The sequence below is a fragment of the Alteromonas sp. H02 genome, from assembly GCF_059682525.1.
Map to the genome: position 1 here is coordinate 1,559,138 of NZ_CM185021.1, position 21,128 is coordinate 1,580,265.

The 21,128-nt window shown below is 49.7% G+C and carries 19 protein-coding genes and 1 other annotated feature; of the genes, 3 read left to right on the plus strand and 16 right to left on the minus strand.

The window, feature by feature from the left end:
- Positions 1–12: 12 nt before the first annotated feature.
- Positions 13–729: a substrate-binding periplasmic protein gene (locus tag AC566Q_RS07095; RefSeq protein ID WP_499615236.1), complete on the plus strand. Its 717-nt coding sequence runs from the start codon at positions 13–15 to the stop codon at positions 727–729.
- A gap of 46 nt (positions 730–775) precedes the next feature.
- On the opposite strand, the gene hisIE is transcribed toward AC566Q_RS07095, so the two are convergent.
- From hisIE to hisG, 8 genes are read right to left on the minus strand one after another with little or no spacing between them, the layout of a single operon-like run.
- The gene (gene hisIE / locus AC566Q_RS07100) at positions 776–1,396 is read right to left on the minus strand and encodes a bifunctional phosphoribosyl-AMP cyclohydrolase/phosphoribosyl-ATP diphosphatase HisIE (RefSeq protein WP_499615239.1); all 621 of its coding nucleotides are present in this window, start codon (positions 1,394–1,396) and stop codon (positions 776–778) included.
- Positions 1,397–1,406: 10 nt separating this feature from the next.
- A complete protein-coding gene (gene hisF / locus AC566Q_RS07105) occupies positions 1,407–2,198 on the minus strand; it encodes an imidazole glycerol phosphate synthase subunit HisF (RefSeq protein ID WP_499615242.1) in 792 nt (263 codons plus the stop codon).
- On the minus strand, positions 2,180–2,917 hold the full coding sequence (gene hisA, locus AC566Q_RS07110; RefSeq protein ID WP_499615245.1) for a 1-(5-phosphoribosyl)-5-[(5-phosphoribosylamino)methylideneamino]imidazole-4-carboxamide isomerase: 738 nt from the start codon (positions 2,915–2,917) through the stop codon (positions 2,180–2,182). Before hisA ends, hisF begins: the two co-directional genes overlap by 19 nt.
- A gap of 2 nt (positions 2,918–2,919) precedes the next feature.
- Positions 2,920–3,525, minus strand: coding sequence for an imidazole glycerol phosphate synthase subunit HisH (gene hisH, locus AC566Q_RS07115; RefSeq protein WP_105933450.1), 606 nt, complete (start codon positions 3,523–3,525; stop codon positions 2,920–2,922).
- Entirely contained in the window at positions 3,525–4,595 is a 1,071-nt protein-coding gene (gene hisB, locus AC566Q_RS07120) for a bifunctional histidinol-phosphatase/imidazoleglycerol-phosphate dehydratase HisB (RefSeq protein WP_499615248.1), read from the minus strand. Before hisB ends, hisH begins: the two co-directional genes overlap by 1 nt.
- The gene (hisC, locus tag AC566Q_RS07125; protein WP_499615250.1) at positions 4,592–5,677 is read right to left on the minus strand and encodes a histidinol-phosphate transaminase; all 1,086 of its coding nucleotides are present in this window, start codon (positions 5,675–5,677) and stop codon (positions 4,592–4,594) included. The genes hisB and hisC overlap by 4 nt, the downstream gene beginning before the upstream one ends.
- 15 nt (positions 5,678–5,692) lie before the next feature.
- Entirely contained in the window at positions 5,693–6,997 is a 1,305-nt protein-coding gene (hisD, locus tag AC566Q_RS07130; RefSeq protein WP_499615253.1) for a histidinol dehydrogenase, read from the minus strand.
- A gap of 16 nt (positions 6,998–7,013) precedes the next feature.
- Positions 7,014–7,916: an ATP phosphoribosyltransferase gene (gene hisG, locus AC566Q_RS07135; RefSeq protein WP_499615256.1), complete on the minus strand. Its 903-nt coding sequence runs from the start codon at positions 7,914–7,916 to the stop codon at positions 7,014–7,016.
- Positions 7,917–7,961: 45 nt separating this feature from the next.
- Positions 7,962–8,077 (minus strand) — a sequence feature (His leader region).
- Positions 8,078–8,297: 220 nt separating this feature from the next.
- Here hisG and AC566Q_RS07140 point away from each other — a divergent pair.
- The gene (locus tag AC566Q_RS07140; protein WP_499615258.1) at positions 8,298–8,651 is read left to right on the plus strand and encodes a hypothetical protein; all 354 of its coding nucleotides are present in this window, start codon (positions 8,298–8,300) and stop codon (positions 8,649–8,651) included.
- Here AC566Q_RS07140 and AC566Q_RS07145 read toward each other — a convergent pair.
- On the minus strand, positions 8,642–10,942 hold the full coding sequence (locus AC566Q_RS07145; RefSeq protein WP_499615260.1) for an efflux RND transporter permease subunit: 2,301 nt from the start codon (positions 10,940–10,942) through the stop codon (positions 8,642–8,644). The two genes, AC566Q_RS07140 and AC566Q_RS07145, sit on opposite strands and share 10 nt — an antisense overlap.
- Before the next feature lie 129 nt (positions 10,943–11,071).
- Here AC566Q_RS07145 and AC566Q_RS07150 point away from each other — a divergent pair, with 129 nt between their 5' ends.
- The gene (locus AC566Q_RS07150) at positions 11,072–11,491 is read left to right on the plus strand and encodes a CBS domain-containing protein (protein ID WP_499615263.1); all 420 of its coding nucleotides are present in this window, start codon (positions 11,072–11,074) and stop codon (positions 11,489–11,491) included.
- A 29-nt stretch (positions 11,492–11,520) separates the two neighbouring features.
- Here AC566Q_RS07150 and AC566Q_RS07155 read toward each other — a convergent pair whose 3' ends face one another.
- From AC566Q_RS07155 to AC566Q_RS07185, 7 genes are all read right to left on the minus strand, one after another.
- Positions 11,521–12,003, minus strand: a complete 483-nt coding sequence (locus AC566Q_RS07155; RefSeq protein WP_499615265.1) for a GNAT family N-acetyltransferase — start codon at positions 12,001–12,003, stop codon at positions 11,521–11,523.
- Positions 12,004–12,132: 129 nt separating this feature from the next.
- On the minus strand, positions 12,133–15,276 hold the full coding sequence (locus tag AC566Q_RS07160; RefSeq protein ID WP_499615268.1) for an efflux RND transporter permease subunit: 3,144 nt from the start codon (positions 15,274–15,276) through the stop codon (positions 12,133–12,135).
- Positions 15,277–15,294: 18 nt separating this feature from the next.
- A complete protein-coding gene (locus AC566Q_RS07165) occupies positions 15,295–16,392 on the minus strand; it encodes an efflux RND transporter periplasmic adaptor subunit (RefSeq protein ID WP_499615271.1) in 1,098 nt (365 codons plus the stop codon).
- Between the two features lie 179 nt (positions 16,393–16,571).
- Positions 16,572–17,699 carry a GGDEF domain-containing protein gene (locus AC566Q_RS07170; RefSeq protein WP_499615274.1) on the minus strand — a complete coding sequence of 376 codons (1,128 nt, stop codon included), beginning with the start codon at positions 17,697–17,699 and terminating at the stop codon, positions 16,572–16,574.
- Positions 17,683–18,264, minus strand: coding sequence for a PqiC family protein (locus tag AC566Q_RS07175; protein WP_499615277.1), 582 nt, complete (start codon positions 18,262–18,264; stop codon positions 17,683–17,685). The genes AC566Q_RS07170 and AC566Q_RS07175 overlap by 17 nt, the downstream gene beginning before the upstream one ends.
- A complete protein-coding gene (gene pqiB / locus AC566Q_RS07180) occupies positions 18,261–19,916 on the minus strand; it encodes an intermembrane transport protein PqiB (RefSeq protein ID WP_499615279.1) in 1,656 nt (551 codons plus the stop codon). The genes AC566Q_RS07175 and pqiB overlap by 4 nt, the downstream gene beginning before the upstream one ends.
- Positions 19,913–21,058 carry a paraquat-inducible protein A gene (locus AC566Q_RS07185; RefSeq protein WP_499615282.1) on the minus strand — a complete coding sequence of 382 codons (1,146 nt, stop codon included), beginning with the start codon at positions 21,056–21,058 and terminating at the stop codon, positions 19,913–19,915. The genes pqiB and AC566Q_RS07185 overlap by 4 nt, the downstream gene beginning before the upstream one ends.
- Positions 21,059–21,128: the final 70 nt, after the last annotated feature.

A 21,128-nucleotide genomic window follows, 5' to 3' on the forward strand; every position in this document is an offset into this window, starting at 1 on the left:
TCGCTGTCCTCAATGAAGTTTCGCCAGCTAGTCAGTGTTTTTTGTTTATTTGCACTCAGTATAACAGAGGCGTTCGCCAATACGCCCTCGCTGGTGGTGTTTACCGAAGTGTCACCACCTTATCAGTATCAGGCGGGCGATCAGGTTAGTGGTATTGCTACTGAGCGGGTTCGCAACATTATTTCCCATGCCGGGCTTACCGCTGAGTTTAAGATATATCCCTGGGCCAGGGCGATGCTAAACGTCGAACGCTCCAGTCGTGCTTTGATTTACTCCATTGCAAAAACGCCTCAGCGGGAAGGTCGATTTCACTGGATTGCGCCGGTTGCCAGGTTTAATCTGAGTATTCTGGCGCTTGCCAGGCGAGAGGATATCCAGCTCGAAAACAAGCTTGATCTGAATGGCCTGTCGGCAGCCGCTCAGCGAGGTGATATCGCTGAGTCATGGCTGGTTAGCAAAGGCCTGGTGGAAGGTCATGATCTGCTGGTATGCGCCGATATTCTGTGTTCGTGGCAGCAGTTAAAGCTAGGCACTGTCGATATCATTATCGAAGATCCGAACCTCATTGAAAGCACAGCGGAGCTGACAGGTTTGCAGGCTGTGGATATCAAAGTTGTGCAGGCCGTTCCGGAATTGTCTGTAGTGGCTTATCTGGCGGCTAATGGTGATATGGACCCACAGATAGTAAAGCGCCTTGAGATTGCCGCCCGCGAACTCGGTTATCAGTGAGACAAAAAAGGCCACCTTCCGGCAGCCTTTGTTCTAGTCGTTGTGGTTAGCCTTTATGGCGCTCTCTGAGTACGTTGACCGCATCCGATACCGACATATCACAGGCCTGGAGCAATACCGTTAAATGGTAGAGTAAGTCAGCCGCTTCATTACGCAGTTCTTCTTTATCCATCACGGTGGCCGCCAGCGCAGTTTCAACGCCTTCTTCACCTACTTTCTGCGCGATGCGCTTTACGCCTTTACTGTACAGTTTGGAGGTGTAGCTCGACGCCGGGTCGGCTGATTTACGCGCTGCCAGTACTCGCTCCAGATCGCCTACAAAGGTATAATCAGCAACGTCGCCATCAAACCAGCAACTCTCAGCACCAGTGTGGCAGGTCGGGCCATTAGGGTTTGCCAATACGAGTAATGAATCGTCATCGCAATCGCTGCTAACACTAACTAAATCCAGCGTGTTACCGGAGGTTTCGCCTTTTTGCCATAAGCGCTGCTTAGAGCGGCTAAAAAACGTGACTTTGCCGCTGTTTAGGGTGACCTCGAGAGCTTCCGGGTTCATATAACCCTGCATCAAGACTTTTCCGGTTACTGCATCCTGCACGATGGCGGGTAGCAGGTTATCCATTTTGTCCCAGGCTAACTGGCTCTGGGTGTCTTGTGTAATTATCATAGTTGTTTCCTTATTCACCAACCGTATAACGCTGGCGCATGGGGACTCCAGCAGCCACCAGAGTCGCTTTTAATTCGTCGATGTTAATAATGGCTTTATGGAACACCGAGGCGGCCAGCGCGCCGTCGACATCGGCCGTCTTAAATACTTCGGTAAAGTGCTCAATGGCACCGGCACCGCCTGAAGCAATCAGTGGAATGTTACAGACTTTCCGCACTGCTGCCAGCTGCGCAATATCATAGCCTTTACGCACGCCATCCTGGTTCATGCAGTTAAGTACAATCTCGCCGGCGCCACGTGACTGCACTTCTTTGATCCAGTCCAGGGTTTGCCAGGCAGTTTGCTGAGTGCGGCTTTCATCGCCGGTAAATTTGTACACTTCATACTGATTGTTGGCTTCGTTATAAAAGCTGTCGATACCAATTACCACGCACTGCTGGCCATATACATCGTGCAGTTCATTGATCAGTTCTGGATTGGTCAGGGCCGGGGAGTTAATCGAAATTTTATCTGCGCCCATTTCAAGAATACGACCGGCGTCTTCAACAGACTTTATGCCGCCAGCCACGCAAAACGGGATATCAATCACCTGCGCAATACGGCTCACCCAGCTTTTATCCACTACGCGCTGATCGGAGCTGGCAGTAATATCATAAAACACCAGTTCGTCGGCACCGGCTTTGGCATACTGCTCGGCCAGTGGCACAATATCGCCAATGATTTCGTGGTTACGAAACTGAACGCCTTTCACGACCTTGCCGTCGCGAACGTCCAGACAAGGAATTATCCGTTTTGCCAGCATGCGATTGCCTCCTCAACGGTGAATTTACCCTCCAGTAATGCCCGGCCTAAAATAACACCGCCCACACCGGTGGGGCGTAGGGTGCGGATATCATCCAGCCCGCCAATGCCGCCGGAAGCCTGCCAGCTAACATTCGGGAACTGTTTACTTACTTCGGTATACAATTCAACGTTAGAACCCTGCAGCGTGCCGTCGCGGCTGATATCGGTGCATAGCACGTGCCTGGCATCCACTTCGGCAAAGGCGGTAAGGATTTGTTCCAGTGATACGCCAGAATTCTCCTGCCAGCCGTGGGTGGCAATAAACTTATTGCCGTCATCGTCGATATTAACATCCAGCGCCAGCACAATGTGCTCCGGCCCGTACTGTTTTACCCAGCTTTTTACCAGCTCGGTTTGTTTTACCGCCAGCGAGCCAATGACCACGCGGCTCACGCCGGATTCAAGCAGTTGGGCTACTTCGCGCTCTTCACGAATGCCACCGCCAGACTGGAATTTCATACGCTTGGTATCCACCATGGCGCGGATCAGTTCTAACTGACGTTTGTCTGTGTCTTTGGCACCGGTAAGGTCTACAATGTGCAACCACTCGGCACCCTGATCAGCATAGCTGTGCACAACCTCAACAGGGTCAAGGGTATACTGGGTTTTTTGGTTATAGTCGCCCTGGTACAGTCGCACCACGGCGCCGTCGATTAAATCGATAGCAGGTATAATCATGATTATAGGTTCACAAAGTTGGTTAGCAGTTGCGCGCCGGCTTCACCTGAACGCTCAGGGTGGAATTGCACCCCGAAGAAATTATTGTGCCGGATAGCAGCCGAAAAGGTCTGGCCGTACTCGCAACTCGCCAGAGTGTGCTCATAAACCGGCACGGCAAAGCTGTGCACAAAATAAAAATAAGTGCCTTCACCTAACCCTTTAAACAGCGGCGAGTCGCCCACCGGGCTAATGGTATTCCAGCCCATGTGGGGTAAACGCAGCTCGCCAGCCTGCATACGTTTAACATGGCCGGGTAGCAGTTTTAAGCAGTCGATGGTGCCAGTAGTGGCTTCATCTGATTGCTCAACCATCAACTGCATGCCCAGACACACACCCAATACCGGCTGGGTTAATCCTTGCAGCGTCGGGATAAGCTGTTTGGCTGTGATGCTGGTCATGGCCGCGCCGGCTGCACCAACGCCTGGTAAAAATACCTTATCGGCACTTTTAATGACCGCTGGATCGTCTGATACCGTTACACTCACACCCAAACGCTCAAGGGCAAATTTAACCGAAGAAATATTGGCGCAACCGGTGTTAACAATAACAATGGTTTGCTGAGTCATTACAGGGCTCCTTTACTGCTTGGCAGGGCATCACCTGAACGGGTAATCGCCTGACGTAACGCCCGGCCAAAAACCTTAAACAGGCTTTCGACCTGGTGGTGAGCATTACCTTCGCTGGTGGATAAGTGCAGCGACAGTCCCATGCTTTGTGCCAGTGAGTAAAAGAAGTGTTCTACCATCTCAGTCGCCATTTCGCCAACCTGGTCTCGGCTAAACTTCGCATCAAATTTCAGGTAAGGGCGATTGGAAATATCCATAATACATTCGGCGCGACACTCATCCATCGGCAGGGCAAAACCAAAGCGGCCAATGCCGCGTTTGTTACCCAGTGCTTTCTTAAGAGCTTCGCCTAATGCCAGTGCGGTGTCTTCCACACTGTGGTGATCGTCGATGTGCAGATCGCCATCGGTTTTTAGCTGTAGCTCAAAGCCGCCGTGGGTGGCAATCTGGTCGAGCATGTGGTCGAAAAAGCCCATGCCGGTGGCAATGCTTGACTTTGCGGCCGAGTCTAAATCTACCCGTACATGAATGTCGGTTTCAGAGGTCGTTCGGGTGACTTCAGCAATGCGGGAAGACGCCAGTAACTGCTTCTCGATAGCCGGCCAGTTAATGCCGTCACGGCTGTACTGAATACCTTTGATCCCCATGTTTTCGGCCAACTGCATATCCGTCAAGCGATCGCCAATCACGTAAGAGCGGGTAAAGTCGACTTTACCCTGTTGCAGGTAGTCCTTGACCAGGCCAAGTTTTGGCTTACGGCAGGAGCAGTTGTCTTCATCAAAGTGCGGGCAAATTAACACGTCGTCAAAGGTTACACCCTGACTTTCAAACACCGCCATCATGGCATTGTGGGGCAGGTCAAAATCGGCTTGCGGAAAGCTGTCGGTACCCAGACCATCCTGATTAGTCACCATTACCAGTTTAAAGCCGGCGGCTTTCAGTTTTAATAAAACCGGGATCACCTGAGGTTCGAATACCAGCTTTTCGAGGCTGTCGAGTTGCTTGTCGATAGGTGGCTCTTCTACCAGAGTGCCGTCACGGTCGATAAATAAAATAGCTTGCTGGCTCACAGTGATGCTCCCGCTTGCTCAAAATAAGCGTCTAATAAGGAAAGTAAACGCTGATTCTGTTCAGCGCTGCCAATAGTTACCCGCAGGCAGTTTTGCAGGTTAAGTTGTTTGGACTGGTCGCGAATGAGCATGCCCTGACTCACCAGGTATTGCATGATCTGCGTGCACTGGTTGTGGCGGAACAAAATATAGTTAGCTTTCACGTCGCCAACCAGTTCAACGCCGGGCCGCTTGGCCAGTTCTGCCTGCAGCGAGGTGCGTTGTTCATTTAAAAACGTCACCTGTTGCTGCATTCGCTCAATATTCTCAGGCGTTAATGCCTGCGCCACAATTTGCGCCACCGGCTCCGGTATGGGGTAGGGCGCAATCACTTTTAACAGCGACTGAATAATCGCTTCGCTGGCAATAGTAAACCCACAGCGTAAGCCGGCCAGGGCAAAGGCTTTGGAAAGCGTACGCAGTACCACAAGATTAGGGTAGGCTGCCAGTTGCGTTGCCCAGGTGTTGTCGATATCAAACTCAATGTAGGCTTCGTCTACCACTACCAGGGCGGTGTCGGCAAAGTGTTTGAGCACGGCGGTTAAATCAGCCTGGCTTACCTGAGTGCCGGTGGGGTTGTTGGGCGCACAAATAAACACCAGGTTAACGTTTTCTGTCGCGCAAATCCCGTCCACATCCAGGCTGAAATCGTCGTTTAACGGTACACGTTTAATGCCTACATCACAGGTTTCTGCGCTGATGGCATACATGCCATAGGTAGGCGGACAAATCAGAATATTATCTTCGCCCGGGGTACAGAAGGTGCGGATTAACAGCTCAATGCCTTCATCGGCGCCGCGCGTTACGATCAGTTGTGATTTATCCACGCCAGCATAGTCGGCATAGGCGTTAATGACCCTGTCAGGCTGACAGGAGGGGTAACGGTTAAAGTTGCCCGGGTCAATGTCGTAAGGGTTGGCAAAAGGCGACTCATTGGCATTGAGCCAGTCCTGACCACCGGAAAATAGCCGGCGTGCTGATTCATAGGGTTTCAGCGGCACCAGGTTGGCGTTGATTAAAGTATCAACCAGTTTGCTCGTCATAGCGGTCTCTGTAAGTTAATCGTTTTGCTTGTTCAATTTATCCAGCCGATAGCCAACCGCATTACGGTGAGCATCGAGCCCTTCAGCATCTGCCAGTTGCATAATGGCCGGGCCTAAATTGCGCATGCCGTCTTCACTGAGTTCCTGAATAGTGTAGCGGCGCATAAAGTCCAGCAGTCCCAGACTGGAGTAGTTTCTGGCGTAGCCATAAGTCGGCAATACGTGGTTCGTGCCAGAGGCGTAATCGCCGGCACTCTCCGGTGACCAAGGGCCTAAAAATATTGAGCCGGCATGTTTAATTAACGGCAACAACCCCCGTGAATTATCACATTGCACAATTAAGTGCTCGGGCGCGTATTGGTTGCTCACGGCAATGGCTTCATTGACTGAACTGGTCAGAATATAGCGGGCGTTTTCCATAGCCTTGCTGGCAATACTGTTGCGTGAGAGCGCCGCCAGCTGTTTGGCTACCGCTGCTTCTACCGCCTCAATCAGCTCAGCGCTGTTGGTTACCAGAATCGCCTGTGAATCGGGGCCATGTTCGGCCTGGGAAAGCAAATCAGATGCGACAAAATCAGCATCAGCGCTTTCATCAGCCAGCACCAGTACTTCTGATGGCCCGGCAGGCATATCGATGGCAGCACCATCGGCGCGTTGACTGACCTGCTGTTTGGCTTCGGTCACAAAGCTGTTACCGGGGCCGAAAATTTTATCTACTTTGGTGATGGTGTCGGTACCAAAAGCCATGGCGGCAATGGCCTGTGCGCCGCCACACAGATAAATCTCACCGATGCCGCAGCATTTGGCAGCAAAAGCAATCTCAGGGGCAATTTCCTGCTCGGCGTTAGGCGGCGTACAAAGTACCTTGCGCTCACAGCCTGCCACCATCGCCGGTACACCTAACATCATGACGGTTGAGGGCAGAGGCGCGCTGCCTCCCGGGATGTATAAACCTACCGCTTCCAGCGCAGTAAAACGTTGTTCGCAAACGACACCTGGCGTAGTGGTAAGCCGGATGTCCTGTGGATACTGTGCTTCGTGGAACTGTTTTACATTGGCGAAAGCTGTTTGAATGGCACTTTGCACTTCAGGCGTTACGCGGGCAGCCAGCTCATCACGTTTTTCTATGCTGAGTTTCAGGTCGGTAAGCTTAGGCGAGTCGAAACGGCGGGTAAATTCCAGTACCGCCTCGTCACCGCGAGCGAAGACCTGCGCAAGAATGTCTGCCACCGTTACCTTGAGTTTGGCGCTATCAGCCATGGCTGGGCGAGCCAGCGCATCAACTTGTTCAGCAGTAGTCAGAGTAGACCAGTTAATCATAAGATTAGCCTCGCTTTTAACCCATCATTTTTTCAATTGGCATCACCAGAATGGAGCTGCAGCCCAGTGCTTTTAACTTTTCCATGGTTTCCCAGAATAGGTTTTCAGGGCTGACCACATGGATTGCTACGGTGTCATCACCGCCCGCCAGCGGAAGCACGGTTGGGTTTTCAGCACCTGGCAGTAAGCTTTTAACCTGTTCCAGATATGCTTTAGGCGCATGAAGCATGATGTATTTGCTTTCTTTGGCCTGCATCACGCCATCAATGCGCGGCACCAGGCGGTTAATCAACGCCTGTTTTTCAGCGCTCAGTTCACCGTCGGCACGTTGAATAAGGACGGCTTTAGAACGGAAGATCACTTCTTCTTCCTGCAGGCCGTTGGCTTCCAGCGTGGCACCGGTGGATACCAAATCACAAATGGCGTCGGCTACACCGGCGCGAGGAGCCACTTCCACTGAGCCTGTCAGCATAACCGCTTTGGCGCTAATCCCTTGCTCTTTAAAATAGCGCTCAAGTAAATAGGGGTAGGTAGTGGCTACTTTTTTACCGGTCAGAGAGGCGGCGCCGCTATAGTCCATCTCGGTAGGTACAGCGAGAGATAACCGGCAACCGCCGTAATCCAGACGACGCAGTACTTCGAAGTCAGCAGGCTTACCCGCCGCCTGACGTTCGAGCATTTTCTCTTCTAGCTCGTTCTCACCAATAAAGCCCATGTCAACCACACCGTCCATGACCAGGCCAGGAATATCATCATCGCGAACCCGCAGCAGGTCGATATTCTCATTGGTAGAATGGGCAATCAGCAGGCGATCGCGAATGTTAAGTTTGATGCCGATAGCTTTAAGAAGTGCAATGCTGTCGTCGCTTAAACGACCGGATTTTTGAATTGCAATTCGCAGTCTGCTGTTATCACTCATGGTGATGATCCTCTAATTAGTCCTGAATTTGGTGCGCCATTAACGAAAAACCCCCGGAAGTTTCCTTCCGGGGGTCGATATTCTTTATCTGCGCCACTGGAAGGAAACAACAACCTTCCAGCACAAACCTGAAAGGTTATGCTTTATGATGGTGATGATGAATGGCGGCGCGTTTAATCATGTATAAAATTTTGTTCATTAATTTAGACGCGCAAACAATAGCCAAGACGCGCAGCCTTTGCAAGTGTTTTGCAACTTTTGCGGGAAAATATACTCTAATAAATGGTTATAAGACCTGTAGGTTTGGAATGAATACCCTAAGTTGGTGAATAATTATACATAAAGGCGTATAGTTGAGGCAAAGGTTGGGAGGTGGTTGTTATGAGTAACGATCTATTGTTTTCGGTTTTGCCACGAGAAGGCAAAGTGCCGGTGGTCGTCGACGAGAAGGTCAAACGGGTCAGTAAAGAAACCCGCGCTAAGCAGCTGTCTGAAGATGAGAAAGAAACCCACGATGAAGAACGCCTGATCAGTGAACAGGAGCAGTATAAGGTGCATGAAAAAGCACCCCGGCAAGAGCAGGAGTCATCCCGGCAGAAGCATCAAGAACAAGCTGATAAACAATCTGCTGCATTAGCGCCGGAGGATGAGGAAGAACTGCTTTACGACAGTCACGGCGAAACGCCGGAACATCATCATGAGCCTGATGCTCCGCACATTGATATCTACGAGTGAGTTTTCGCCGTTCGGTCGGTATCCAGCCAGAGTAAAAAAGCAGGCAGAAACAGCAAGTCGATTACCAGCGCACTTACCAGAATAATGGCGGTCAGCAGGCCCATATCTGAATTCAGCGCAAAACTGGACAGGCTAAGAATACCAAAGCCCACGGTCAGTACTGTGGTGGTTACGATAAGCGCCTGCCCAATGGTTTTGTAAGCATATCGCACCGCTTCTTCTGCGCTTTTTCCTTGCTCGCGGGCTTTTTTATATTTCGATAAAAAGTGCACCGTATCATCCACAATGATCCCCAGTGTCATACTGAGCACCACCGACAGCGCCATATTGATTTCACCCGACAACATAGCCCAGATGCCAAAACCTAAGCCGGCTGGCAGCAAATTGGGTACCAGGCTGATCGCTCCCAGTTTCATGGATTTTAAGGCAAAGATAAGCAGCCCTGATATGATCACCAGCGCCGTAAGCGAGCCCTTAAGCATACTTTGCATATTGGTCTCACCAATGTGAGCAAACATCAGCGCCGGGCTCGCCGCGGTTAATCTTAGTTCAGGTGCCAGTTTATTAAAGAAGTCCTTAGCGCGTTGTTCAAAGGCCGTGAGCTCTTTACTGCCAAGGTTATCCAGCGTCACGCTAATTCGGGTGGCGGCTTTGTCGACATCAATCTGGTTATTTAAATCGAGGCCATAAGGCAGTGACATTTCAAACAGCAACAGGTACTGGGCGGCCAGTTCCGCATCAAGCGGCAACCGGTAAAAGCTCTCATTATCATAATTCATGTTTTTGTTGAGCTTTTTATAGGTGTCACTAATAGAGGAAACATGATCAACCTCTGGCTGCGCCCGTAACCATTCTGTCAGTGCCTGTACCGAGGTTAAAACTTCCGGTTTGTTAATGCCGGAGATCTCATCGGTGTAAATGGCAAAATCAATGGTGGCAAGGCCGCTTAGGTGTTCAGACTGATAATCGGCCGCCTGTCGGAAGCTGTTATCCTGGCTGAAGTATTTAATAGCAATGTCATTTAACTGGTTGGTGGAAGCCAGAATCAACGCGGTAACAAAAACGATTGCACTGTAAGGTAAAACCCGGCGGTGATAGGTGATCACCCATTCACCCAACCCGGTGAGCCAGGGCAGAGGTTTGGTGCTGGTTTGCTGCGGTGGCCTAACCGGCAGGATTTTAAGCATTGCCGGCAACAGTGTTAGGGCCAGCACACAGGCGAGCATTACGCCCATTGCAGTAAGATTACCCAGGTCGACAAGAATTGGCACATCGGAAAAATTCAGGGTTAAGAAACCAATTGAAGTGGTAACCGAAGTAATCACCACCGGCATAAAATTTAATACCAGGGCATTGTGCAGGGCTTCATCGCGACTTTCGCCCTCACGCATATGTTGAAACCAGGAAGCTATCACATGTACGCAGTCAGCTACTGCCAGGGTCATCACCATGGTGGGGACGTTGACCGTTGAAACACTTAAAAAGAAACCGCTCCAGCCTGCGAATCCCATTGTCGCGGCAATGGTAGTTGCCACTATTACCAAAGTAGTCACGGCGGCAAAAAAGGATCGCATCAGCACGCCAATCATAACAATGATAGCAGCAAACATGGCTGGTACTAAGGTGGCTGCATCGTCGTTAGCGGCAATCTGGAAGGCATCATTAAGCATCACCACGCCGGTTAAATACAGCGTATGATCAGGGTGCTCTGAGGCGATCCGATCTTTGATATCTTTTACAAAGGCACCAATTTCAGCCACTTCCGGGGTTTGGTCACCATCGCTCATGCGCACGGTTATACTGATAACTGCCACCTGACCATCTGGTGAAACCAGCCTGTTCACCACATCAGGTTCACTCAGAGCGACCTGTTCAATATTGTCGATAACTTCTGGCGTGAGGGTTTGCCAGTCCGGATAGAGTTTGTCTACGATCAAATCATCACCTTCAGCATAGGTATGCTGGAAATTGGTAACAGAGTTAATGCGAATAGAGTAGGGGGTTTGCCAGGCTTCATCAGTGAGGGCTTTAATCAGATTCAGCGTGGTGGCGTTAAATACGTTGCCTGAATCCGGCACAACCAGAATATTCACCGACTCCGTTTTATTAAACATATCCTGCATTTCTTCAAATGCTACCCGTTGCGGGTTATCCTCGCGAAAAAAGGTCTTGTAATCGCCGCGGAAATACAGGTTCTGAGCGCCCGCTGCCAGTACGACAATCAGTATACCGCTGAACAGAATAATCAGATAAGGATGATTAAGGAGTCGGGAATAAAGGCGAGTGGTCATTTGACGTCCTTCGAATTGTTATATTGTCATTGACTTTATAAACTACTATTACATGGTAATGTGGAGATTTCCACTGATGAAACAGAGTCTTTTGGCCGTTTATTGTCGCCAGTCACGGAGCAGTACGAAATGAGTATACCCAGTGTTATGACCCGCCGCATAGTGACCGTTCAAATGGACGATTCAATGGCCGTGGTCAGAGAGATATTCGAAGCCAGTGGCTTTCATCACTTGCTGGTGGTTGAAGATGAAAAGCTGGTGGGCGTGCTGTCAGATCGCGATTACCTTAAAGCTATCAGCCCGTTCATTGATAGTATTAGTGAGCGAATCCGCGACCGTGCCACGCTGGAGCGCAAAGTACATCAGATTATGAGCCGTGACCTTATTACTCTTAAGGTCACCGACACCATGGTGCGCGCCATCGGTTTATTTAATCAGCATAAGATTTCTTGTTTACCGGTTATCGACGAGCAGAATAAACCGATTGGGATTGTTAGCTGGCGGGATATTTTTCGCTATTTTGGCGCTTCGGTAGAGAAGCGCCGTTAGCCATTAGCTTTTTGGTATCAACTAATGGCTCAGGCCTGACTACCCAGCGCTTTAAGTGCATCGCCGTCTAACCGGTAGCGGATCCACTCGCCCTGTGGCTTAGCGCCCAGTGATTCATAAAAGTCAATGGCTGGCTGATTCCAGTCGAGTACACTCCATTCAAATCGTCCGCAGTCTTTTTCCACGGCAATACCAGCCAGATGGGTTAGCAGTTGTTTGCCGGCGCCGAGCCCTCTGCTTTGTGGTGAAACATACAGATCTTCAAGGTAAATACCGTACTGGCCCTGCCAGGTAGAATAACTGAAAAAGTAAATCGCGAAACCGATGGGCTGGCCATCATGCTCGCAAATCAGGCCATGGGCATGGGGTGTTTCGCAAAACAGGCTATTGTGAATATGCTCGGGAGTAGCTTTGGCTTCATGCTCAGCCTTTTCGTAAATAGCCAGCTCTTTGATGAAGTGTAAGATAGTCTCGGTATCTGTTATCTGAGCGGGGCGAATAGTGATAGCCATAGGGTCTCCTCGGTCGAACCAAGCCAGGGCCAGGTTGATATTAAAAGTGGTTATTAATGATGGCGAAGTTTAACTGAAAAGCTTGCGGGGAGCACGGTCTGGCAACCGGACTCCCCGAAATTAATGATGCTAGGAAAGCTGGGGAGATTTGCCTGTCAGCTTATTTTTCATCAGTGGGAACAAGCCAAAGAATTTGCGGAAGAGGGTCGTTAAATCCTGCAAAATCAAGTACAGACAAGGTACCAACACTAACGTGACCAATGTTGCATACAATACTGCCGAGCCCAGGGCTGCGGCCATTGGGATTACGAACTTAGCTTGTAAACTGGTTTCAAACAGGATAGGCATAACCCCGGCGAAAGTGGTAATCGACGTTAAGGTGATTGCTCTGAATCGGGCGCAGCCAGCTTCCTGAACGGCTTGCAAGATAGAGTGGCCCTCCAGTCGCTTCTGGTTAATATAATCGGTCATTACCAGGGAGTCATTGATCACTACCCCTGCAGCTGCAATCAGGCCGAAGGTCGACATCATACTCAGATCAAGGCCCAGCAGGTAATGGGCCCAGATAGCGCCGGTCAGGCTGAAGGGAATGACCGACATAATGATTAACGGCTGACCGTAACTCTTCAGCGGCACTGCCAGCAGAATATACACCATGATCATCGCAGCCACGAAGAACATGATTTGTTCGTCTTGTTGCGCCTGTTGCTCTTCAATGTCGCCACCCAGTTGGGTTTGTACATTGGGAAATTCCTCGAACAACTGTGGCAGCAATTTTTCGTCAATACTGGCAACAACCTCGTTAGGTTCAACCTGTTCTTCGTCGATAGCGCCCCAGACATACACCGAGCGGTAACCTTCTTCACGACGGATGTAGCTGATGCCAGGCTCTTCGCTTAGCGTGACAACGTCACCTAACATTACTTCCTCACCTTCCGGTGTGGTAATCACGGTGTATTTCAGATCTGAAAAACGCTCCCGGGTTAAACGCGGATAGCGCACCATCACCCGGACTTCCTCGCCGTCACGGATCACTCGCTGTGCTTCACCGCCGTAAAAGCTCAGGCCAACCTGATTGGCAATGCTACGCAAGCTAAGACCGAGCTCATAGGCTGCTGGTAACAGTTCCATTCGCACTTCTTTGCTGGCCGGGTCAATGGTTGAGCTCACATCATAGAGGCCCTTTTCCTGTTGCAACATCTGAATAAAACGCAGACCTGCTTCATTAAGCGAAGTAATGTCTGCGCCATACAGCAGATAACCAAACTCGCCATTATCACCGCCGCCATTCACATCGTCTTCGATACTGAAGCTCTTCATTCCGGCGATTTCCGGGATCTTTTCGCGCCATTTACGGGCCAGTTCAAAGGTATTAAAGTGACGTGCGTCCTCATCGACCAGAGGAATAACTATGCGTGCTTCGGTGCGGGATTCGTTAAATGCCAGCAGATCACGGATCATGCCTGAGCCATATTCTTTGATGGTCTCTTCTTCTATTTGCCAAATCACTGACTCAATGGTTTTCAATGCTTCAATGGTCGCCATATCCGACACATTTTCGTTCATTTCAATACCGATACTCGGAAAGTCATGTGGCACTTTAGGTTGCGGTATCATTCGAACGTGATTACCGGCAACCAGCCCCCAGCTTAGCATCAGCATGGCAACAAACCCGGCCAACACGGCCCAGCGCCAATGTACGGCTTTTTCGACAGTGCGACGGTAAGGGCCATTTACAAATTGGTTGAACCGCGCGTTAAAGCGCGCACGCCAGCCGTCGGGTTTTACTTTGCTGAATTTTATGTGGGCAATGTGCGCAGGCAGGATCAGCTTGGATTCAATCAGACTAAAGGCCAGGCACAAAATCACAACAATAGCGATATTGTAGAAAAACTCACCGTCAGGACCGCTACTAAGGGTAAACGGTGCGAAAACTGCGATAGTGGTTAGCACCCCGAAAGTAGCGGGCGTAGCAACGCGTTTGGCACCGCGGATAACGTTTTCTACCCCAGGCCCTCGTTGTTCTATTTCGCTATAGGCACTTTCTCCTATTACGATGGCATCATCCACCACAATACCCAGTACCATGATAAAGGCGAACAACGACAGGATATTTACACTTACGCCAAATACTGGCATCAGCATCACTGCGCCTAAGAAGCACAGCGGTAGCCCCACCATAACCCAGAAAGCCAGGCGGAAGCGTAGGAAGATCGTCAGCATCAGAGCAACCAGTAACGAGCCCTGAAACAGGTTGTTGAGCATCATGTTCAGGCGGGCATTTAAGTAGTAGGTCATGTCGACCAGTTCTTTAAGCTCTAAACCGGCTGGCAACTCTGTGTTCTTAAATGCCATGAAATCTTTAACCGTTTCTGCAATTGGCACAATGCTCTGCGATTTAGTTGCGTTTACTGCAATCAATACGGCATTCTGCCCGGTGTAGCGGAAGTAGCGCTCACCTTCGGTAAAGCCATCCTTAATATCGGCGAGATCAGAGAGCACAACCTTTGCGCCATCCGGGCCAATCTTAACCGGGATGCCAGCAAACTCCTCGCCATCATAAAACTGACTTTCAATACGCACCGAGACCAGGCCTGCGTCAGTACGTAACTGACCGGCTGAAATGTTGGCAGAGTACTGATTAATGGCAGTGGTGACGTCTGAAATCGTCAGGTTATACATGCGCAGCAGTTCAGGCTTAATTTCGATGGCAATTTCATCGGTTGGTACCCGGGCATTGGCCAGGGAAACATTACTTAACTGGAGTAAGTCATCCTCAATTTCCTTGGCGATAGGCTTTAATTCCTCCAGAGGAATATCACCCACCAGAGCCATTTCGTACACCTGCTGCTGAAACTCAGCCTGAGAAATGGTAACCGGCTCCATATCGGCCGGGAAGGTGGCGATACTGTCAACGCGCAGTTTTACCTTATCGAGTACATCGGTCAGTTCTTCATCTTTATCAATTTCCAGCGACACCCGGCCGCTGTTTCTGAAAGCGCGGGACACTGTGCGTTTAATTTCACTAACGTCTTTCAGGCTTTCTTCTATCTTGATCAGGATGCTTTCTTCAATTTCCTGGGGAGACGCACCGCGGTATTGCGCCGAAATATTAATATAGTTTCTCTCAATATTCGGAAACATCTGACGCTGAATGGTTTTATAACCAAAGGCACCCATAATAAGGATGAATATCATCAGCAGGTTGGCGGCAACCGAATTACGGGCAAACCACGAAATAAGCCCGCTTTGAGGGTTTAATGGATCTGACATTACGCTGATTTCCGTTGATTAAGGTTGTTTTGCGACGAGTTTATCGGCACCTTCAATGACCTTTACGGCCATTCCGTTCTGCGGATATTCAGGCAGTGTCATCACAATGCGATCATCAGCGGCTATGTCTACCCGAATTAAAAACTCACTGCCAACTTCACGCACTACCTCAACCGGTTTTGCTACCAGCTTGTCGGCATCATCCAGGATCCACAGTTGACGTCGGGTAATCAGCTCCTGCGGGATACGGTAAACGTTATCAATGGTTTTACCGGTAAACGACACTTTGGTGTAAGCACCAAAGCGCAGCACCGGCTGTTGCGTAGTTAAACCGTAAGGGTCGTTAATTCTGGCCACAAGGTGGGTCATACGGGTGGCGCTGTCGTAAATACCGGAATCGCGAACAATGGTGGCAGTGCGTTTAATTTCGTCGCTTGTACCGTTAAGCAAAGACACGGTTGCTTTAGTGCCGTTGAGATCTTCCGGCAGGAAAGCCTGGTCGAACCGGGCCAGAGGAAAAGTGACTTCGCCCACTTCCACATTGTACAAGGTGGCCGCGGTGGTTCCCACGGTCAGAAAATCCCCTTTACCTATGGAGCGGCTCACAATCAAAGCATCGTAGGGCGCCACCACCTCAGTGTTGGCGAGGTCGCGCCTGGCAATTTTCATCTGTGCCTGGGCCGCCTTAACCGCTGCTTCAGCAGATAAAATCTGTGGCTTACGCAGGTATAAATCGGTCACTCTTGAATTGGGTAAGGTGGCGGCTTCACGCTCGGCAACATTGGCCAGAGCTTTTTCTTCTATCAAAGCAGCCTGAGCATTAGCCAGAGCAGACTCAGCTTGCAGCAGGGCAGCGGTGTAAGCATCTTTTTCAATGGAGAACAGCGTTTCGCCACGCTTAACAATGCCACCAGCAACGAATTTGGGGTTCCATTCAACTACCTCACCGCTCACCTGGGCTGCCAGGCGGGTGCTTTCTAACGGCGCAAGTTCGCCGAAGGCTTCAATATTAATGGCAAAGGATTCTGGCTTTAACCGGGTAACCTGCACGGTCGGACGGGTATCGACCGACTCGTTTTCTTCTGCGGTGTCACCTAGCGCGGTAACAGTCTTCATTGCTCCAACTCCCAGAACAATGATGACTATTGGTAAGATTACTCTTATCAACTTCATATCTGTACTTCCTATGACCCTGGATACGCTTTATTTGATTTTTATAGTATGAGCGATATAAGTCAGCAGATCGCTTTATAATTGTAACTAACTATTAAAGTGATGCGACGCACACTTATCATCTAAGCTGTTAATGATGACGCACTTAAGACCTTATTGCGACCCTTTTCTTTGGCCCGGTAAAGTGCTTTGTCTGCCAATGAAAGGGCATTGTTCACACCATTTTCCAATTGAATTTGCGCCACACCAAAGCTGGCGGTGATAGTCAGTGAGGAGTTTTTAATTTGTACTGGCGTTGATTGTAGTGTTTCGCGGATTTTCTCGGCCAGCACCACGCCATTGCTCTCATTGGTAGTAGGCAGAACAAACAGAAATTCCTCACCGCCCCAACGTGCCACACCATCCTGCTCCCTAACAGTATCTTTAAACAGGTTTGCAACGTGCTTAAGGGCAACATCTCCACCATCATGGCCGTAGTTATCATTAACCTGTTTAAAGCGGTCGATATCACACAGGATCAGGGTAAGCTGCTCCTGCTGTCGTTTAGCGCGGTTTATCTCGTGTTCGATAAACTTTTGAATGCCGCGCCGGTTAGGCAGGTTAGTCAAGGCGTCAAATAATGCCTGTTGTTCAAATTTTTCACTGATATCCCGAATGACGGTGAAGCTGGTTTGCCGACTGTGCTCGTAAAAGGCCGATAAAAAGGTCACGGTGGCGAATGACAACAACAAACGTACCTTAAATTCATAAGGATAGCTGGCAACCAGCAGCATATCACCGGGGGTGAACAGGATTATTGCACACAGAGTAATAAAAATGCCGATGGTCAGGACACCATAAAAAACGCCGGCAAAAAACATGGCGACCGGCGGCAGTACAAATATCCATAATGGCCCGGTGTTAGCTACACCGCCAAAAATGACAAGGTAAAGCATTAGCAGCAACAGGCTGAAAACCAATAATACCGGGGTTATGATATGACTGTTTTTCAATCTGCTATGCAATAAAATGGCTTTGCATAATCCAAACAATGCGGATGACGATAACAACACTATGCCAAGGATGGTCTGGCCGGCAAATAGCGCTCTGATCCCTAGTACCAGCGTGATGGACATGCCCACGATGGCAAATAAATTTATGACAACAATTTTGCGGTTAGTGTCTTCGTCGTGACTGTTGCGACAGCCACTGGTAACCAGGCTATTGAAAAGCCGTTTTATTGCACTGAAAGGGTTATCTGCCTGCTTCAACTCTTGTCACAACATCATTGGTAAGTTCATCGACCAGCAAGCGCATTTGCGCCACTGAAAAAGCAAAACCATCCTTGTTAAGAGGTAACCAGTAATTAAACTGAACTATCTGCGGTGATACTCCGTCTTTTTCCAGCCGGTATTTTCCCTTCAAAACCAGCCTGCCATCGTAGGTGGGAATAAAATCGTCCAACTGGATGTCTAAAATGTACTCTGGTTGGGCAGGATTTGTCCACTTGCTTTGCACACGAAGACGAATTTTATGCTTAACAGACAAGGATTCACTCAATGTCATCGTGAAGTCGCGATCAAAAGGTTCGGCCCAAACGTGTTTGGGCGCAAAGTGTATTTCGCTGTCGCTGAGCTGTAAACTCAGGTTGCGTTGTTGCAGGTAATCCGGTGCGCTCAATGTGCGTAAAAAAATTGTCGGCTGGTTGCTGATATCGGTGCTCGATTCCGACGCCACTAACGTTGGCTCGTGGAGCATGTAGTAATTTAAACCGATAGGCTTACTGCTACAGCCAGCTAACCACAGCACTGCAAAGCCTGCTATCCACTTCTTCATTGGTCTTGCTCCTGTGCCTGAGGTTGAATATCTATCTCGGCATTATCCGAGAAAATCAGGCCATTCGGGGTTTTATTAAGTTGCATCAGCAGCGGTTGAATGGCCCTGAGCGTTTCCTGTAATGAGTCTACGGTGTTGGCGATTTCAGCTTTACTTAACCCGCCTTCAGAGTAGTGCTGCAGGAGCCCCTCAAAAGCTTGCAGACTCTGCTGAATCTGGCTGTTCAACTGTTCGGTATCGAGTGCAGCAACGGTTTCGTCAAAGTTGTCACTGGTTTGATTGACTGAGTCTGCAGCGCGATCAAGAGTTTCGATAACCGAAGTAATATCTGCTATCAGAGTTTCCAGTGGCAGAGCGTTAATTTTGTCTAAAATGGCATCGGCCTTTTGGGTGAGCTGGGTAAACTCACTGGACACGGTTGGGATAACATTCGCATTGTTCAGTGTTAGCAGTGATGCCGGCTCCGGTTGGTCTACATGTTGAAGGTCTACAAACAGCCCACCGGTGATAACGTTACCCATTCGTAGTGTGGCCCGCAGATCTTTCCTAATCCAGCGACCCAGTCGCTCACGTAAAATGGCCAGACCTTCCTGACTATCTTCCAGGCGCGCTTTACCCGGATAAATATTGATGAGCACCGGTATTGGGTATTCATCGTCCAGTAAGCTGCCCACGTCAACGTTATTGGCATTAATGGCGGCAACTTTACCAATCTGCAGACCCCGGTACTCCACCGGCGCACCCACGGTAAGCCCGCGTACACTTTCGTCAATGAGCAAGACATATTGTGCGGCATAACGAAAGCGTTCATCCGCGGCAGCGTTATAGTCGCCATAGATGACAAATTTCGCGTTATCATCGATAGGCTGGCCTTTGGTATCGCCCTGCGGGTTACCAAACGTCACACCGTTAGCCAGTAAGGTTTCCAAGCTACCTGTCTGAATTGTGAGGCCGTTAGAAGCCAGCTGCAATTTTACGCCGCTAACATTCCAGAAACGCGTGTTTTCATCGATGAGCTTATGGTAGGGGGCATGGATAAATGCCCGGTAGGTAATGCGGCCCTGCTCAACATCAAAGTGGACTTCCTCAAACTCACCAACCTTGAAGCCTTTGTAAATGAGGGTATCGCCGGGTTTATAAGTTAAATCGTCGGTATCGCTGCGTAACTCTACGTGTAAACCAGGCGTACCCGGTGGCGTAACCGGTGGCGTAACCGGCGGGCGTTCCAGCGCGGTAAAATGATCCTGTTCGGTTTGTCCGGCTTCGGCGGTCATTGCGATAAAGCTGCCGGAAAGTAACGTGTTGAGACCAGACACCTCAGAAAAAGATACCCGCGGTGCGACTACCCAGAAACGGGTATTTTCATTGAGCAGCCGGGCGGCGCTTTTTTCCAGTCGGGCAGTTACGGTTACGCCATCAAGCTCGGGTTTGAGCTCGATTTTTTTAACCTGACCGACGTCCAGGTCGCGAATTTTAATGGGTGTTTTGTTGACTTCGATGCCACTGGCAGAACTCATATCGATGGTGATCAGTGGCCCCTGATTTTGCCACTGGTAATACACCATCCAGGCGCCAATCAATAACGCAATAATCGGAATTACCCAGACTTTGGATATTCGCGTTGTGGGTTTTACTGCTGCATCATCGGTCATAAATCTGAGTCTTTCCTTTGCTGCCAGATTAAGCGGGAGTCAAATGTCATCGCGGCCAGCATGGTAATAAAAACCAGTGCACAAAATGCCAGAGCTGCAGGGCCAGGGTGAATCGCCAGGGTACTGCCAAGCTGGATAAGTGCTACAAGTATAGCCACCACGAATACGTCTATCATCGACCAGCGGCCAATAAATTCGATAAACCGGTAGTAGCGGATTTGCCTGCCGGGATTCGTCAGTTCTTTAAATTGTACGGCATAAGTTAATCTGGCGAGTACCACCAGTTTGGCCACCGGAATAACAATACTGGCGACAAATATTACCATGGCGACCGGGTAGGAGCCTGACTCCCATAACGATATCACGCCACCCATAATGGTATTAGGCTCAGAAATACCGAACAACTCCGTGCTCATAATCGGCAAGGCATTAGCAGGAATATACAGGATCAACGCAGTAAACAGCAATGCCCAGGTGCGTTGAATACTCAGGTTGGCGATGTGTGAGTTGAGCGGCGTCAGAACAGGTAATTCGCCATTGTGGAGCCAAAGTTTCAGGCGGGTATCATCAAAGTAAAACAGTGCGGCGCTCATACAAACACTGAACAGCACAAAAGCATAGAAAGACAAACCTATTGCTATATCTGCCAGCGAGGTAATCTTGATCAGACTCACCAGGGTACCAAGCAGAAAAATTTCAGCCATACTCCAGGGCATCAGCCACTCAACCCAGCGTAGCAACGTTTTCATCCAGGGACTCGGTGTGGTCAGTAAACGGCAACTGAGCAGAATAATTAACCCCGTTAGCACCAGTCCGGGCAGCACCAGAGTGGCCAGGCCGGTGATGACGGCAAGGGTGACATAATCCTGTTCCACAAGCACATTCAGGCCGCCGGGCAAGTCGATACTGTTTTGCTGACCATTGGCCCTGAACGACAGAAAATTAAATGGCAGCGACAGGAGTAAAAAAATCATTGCCGACAAGGAAAGGGCAAGGGAAGCAGGCATATCATTGCGGTGATAAATGCTCAGTGTATGGCCACAGCGCGGACACACAGCACGCTGTTTATTTTGCAAAGCCGGTACATTGACATTGGCTTCACACTGGGGGCAGGTGATATTACATAGTGGAGGCGCTGACATCACGGGCGTCAAAAAGGGTTTTCGCTAGCTTAACCTAATCACTGGCGACTTAAAATAGAACGGGGCCATA

Bases quoted from the DNA above. Each gene is read 5' to 3' on its own strand.
- hisD (WP_499615253.1), bottom strand. From the start codon at position 6,997: ATGATTAACTGGTCTACTCTGACTACTGCTGAACAAGTTGATGCGCTG.
- pqiB (WP_499615279.1), bottom strand. From the start codon at position 19,916: ATGACCGATGATGCAGCAGTAAAACCCACAACGCGAATATCCAAAGTC.
- hisIE (WP_499615239.1), bottom strand. From the start codon at position 1,396: ATGATAATTACACAAGACACCCAGAGCCAGTTAGCCTGGGACAAAATG.
- AC566Q_RS07095 (WP_499615236.1), top strand. From the start codon at position 13: ATGAAGTTTCGCCAGCTAGTCAGTGTTTTTTGTTTATTTGCACTCAGT.
- AC566Q_RS07185 (WP_499615282.1), bottom strand. From the start codon at position 21,058: ATGTCAGCGCCTCCACTATGTAATATCACCTGCCCCCAGTGTGAAGCC.
- AC566Q_RS07150 (WP_499615263.1), top strand. From the start codon at position 11,072: ATGAGTATACCCAGTGTTATGACCCGCCGCATAGTGACCGTTCAAATG.
- hisF (WP_499615242.1), bottom strand. From the start codon at position 2,198: ATGCTGGCAAAACGGATAATTCCTTGTCTGGACGTTCGCGACGGCAAG.
- hisH (WP_105933450.1), bottom strand. From the start codon at position 3,525: ATGACTCAGCAAACCATTGTTATTGTTAACACCGGTTGCGCCAATATT.
- AC566Q_RS07155 (WP_499615265.1), bottom strand. From the start codon at position 12,003: ATGGCTATCACTATTCGCCCCGCTCAGATAACAGATACCGAGACTATC.
- hisC (WP_499615250.1), bottom strand. From the start codon at position 5,677: ATGACGAGCAAACTGGTTGATACTTTAATCAACGCCAACCTGGTGCCG.
- AC566Q_RS07145 (WP_499615260.1), bottom strand. From the start codon at position 10,942: ATGACCACTCGCCTTTATTCCCGACTCCTTAATCATCCTTATCTGATT.
- AC566Q_RS07140 (WP_499615258.1), top strand. From the start codon at position 8,298: ATGAGTAACGATCTATTGTTTTCGGTTTTGCCACGAGAAGGCAAAGTG.
- AC566Q_RS07175 (WP_499615277.1), bottom strand. From the start codon at position 18,264: ATGAAGAAGTGGATAGCAGGCTTTGCAGTGCTGTGGTTAGCTGGCTGT.
- AC566Q_RS07165 (WP_499615271.1), bottom strand. From the start codon at position 16,392: ATGAAGACTGTTACCGCGCTAGGTGACACCGCAGAAGAAAACGAGTCG.
- AC566Q_RS07160 (WP_499615268.1), bottom strand. From the start codon at position 15,276: ATGTCAGATCCATTAAACCCTCAAAGCGGGCTTATTTCGTGGTTTGCC.
- hisG (WP_499615256.1), bottom strand. From the start codon at position 7,916: ATGAGTGATAACAGCAGACTGCGAATTGCAATTCAAAAATCCGGTCGT.
- hisA (WP_499615245.1), bottom strand. From the start codon at position 2,917: ATGATTATACCTGCTATCGATTTAATCGACGGCGCCGTGGTGCGACTG.